Annotated in this window: 1 protein-coding gene; it reads left to right on the plus strand. The window is 29.1% G+C overall.

The features are described from left to right. The first annotated feature begins 196 nt into the window (after nucleotides 1-196). Nucleotides 197-1816: a hypothetical protein gene (locus EOL86_14185; protein NCD26721.1), complete on the plus strand. Its 1620-nt coding sequence runs from the start codon at nucleotides 197-199 to the stop codon at nucleotides 1814-1816. Nucleotides 1817-2014 lie beyond the last annotated feature (198 nt).

Raw genomic sequence — 2014 nt, forward strand, 5'->3', positions numbered from 1 at the left:
TGTGAAAAGGAAGTGATAATGTAATGAATAACCGGAAGGGAAAATGCAATTAGTGCATAAAAGCAAGAATATATAGCAAATTGTTAAAATCTTTAAATAAATTTAGGGAAAATTATTTTTTCTAAGATTTTTGCAGACACTAGTTGCTATATTTTTTAATATAATTTTTTAGTTTTTTAAAAAACCTTCCAAAAATATGTATAATACAAAAAAAAATGGATTGCCGACTTTCCAACCAGAAAAATGCAATCCAAATACCCCAAAAGGTGGCTTTATTATGGACCAAAATGGTAACAATTATCAAGTGAATTCAGGAACTGAGAAAGAAATTATTATAAATCTATACAATGATAGACTAAAAAACCCAACAAAAAGTCTGGTTCCTGCAGCAAGAAAGCTTAATGTTAGTACAACAACAGTATGGAGAAAATTAAAAAAATATTCAGAATTAGGAGATTCCAGTTTTATTCACGGTAACAAAGGAAGAACTCCTATCAACAAAAAAGATCTTAAACCTATAAATGAATTCATAGAAGAAAACAATCTAAGTGGAACAAATTTTGCCACTTTAGAGAGGATTATAAGTAGTAGAAGTGATTTAACTATTTCTTCATCTTGTCTTAGAAAGCGTTACTTAGAAGAAGGTGTTTTATCTCCTCTTTGTACTAGAAAGACTCGTAAGAATATGAAGATAAAGTTAGAAAAAAAGCAAAAGCTTAGAGGAGCTTTAACTGCTAATGAAACAGATATGTTAACTGCATTAAAGGATGATAAATCATTCAAAGAATTTTATGCCACTAAAAGTAGAGCTAAATACATGGGTGAAAGAGTAGAATTAGATGCTTCTTCACACAAATGGTTTAAGAATTCTAGTAGAAAATATCATTTACATTTAGCCATTGATGACGCTTCAGGAGTTGTTCTTGGAGCATGGATGGATTATGAAGAAACATTAAATGCTTACTTTCATGTATATGAGCAAATATTAACTGATTACGGAATCCCCAATAGCCTCAGGTGTGATAAAAGGACATGTTTTACCTATGCAAAGAACAAAAGTAAGGTGATAGATAAATCACCTAGCAATGACGCTATAGATGCTATACATGGCTCTGATACAATGACTCAATTTGCTTATGCTTGTCACTTAATAGGGACAGAATTAACATGTTGTTCTGATGCACGTTTTAAGCCTCGTGTAGAAAGGTTAAATCGCTCAATACAAGGTGATTTACCAGCTTGGCTTGCTATGGATAAAGTAGAAGAAAATTTAGAATCTATTAATAAATATCTTAAAGAAATATATATTCCTTACTACAATAAAACTTTTGCACACACTCAATTTATAAATTATAAAACTGATAAAATTCAAAAGATTCCTAATGGATTTGATCCTATTAGTGAAGAACAAATTAAACAACGGCTAGTTGTAATAGAAAAAAGAAAAATACATAAAGGTTATGATATTTCTTATAAAAATAATAAGTACCGATTATTATCCCAAGAAGGTCGGCTGAAATGTTTGCCCCAAGGTACAAGTGTAAGCATAATTAGAACAATAGATGATGCTGATTTATATGCAACAGATAAAGATGATAATGTATATATTTTAGAGCATATTGATTTTGCTAAATCATACTCGAAAGATTATGATCCAGATAAAATGAAGCCCAAAAAGAAGAAAGAACGGGCAAACAAGGTACCTCCATTTCATCCCTGGAGTTATGATATGCAGGTTAAATTTAAAAGTAAAAGTAAACTTATGAATAATTTAGCGCCAATCTATAACAGAGCAACAGAAAAAGTCTGTAGCTAAAAAACTAATAATCAATAATTTCTAAAAAACACCTTCTAAAAACAGATAGGTGTATTTGTGATATCTAAAAATTGACAACTATTCAAAATAATCTATTATTAAAGTAAAAAAATAAAAATAAAAGTTTATTTAGAGATTATACTAATAATAATCAATCAAAAAGTGAAAAGTTTGAGGGGATTATTAAGATATTTCTAC

The sequence above is a fragment of the Deltaproteobacteria bacterium genome (assembly GCA_009930495.1).
GTDB lineage: Bacteria > Desulfobacterota > Desulfovibrionia > Desulfovibrionales > Desulfomicrobiaceae > Desulfomicrobium.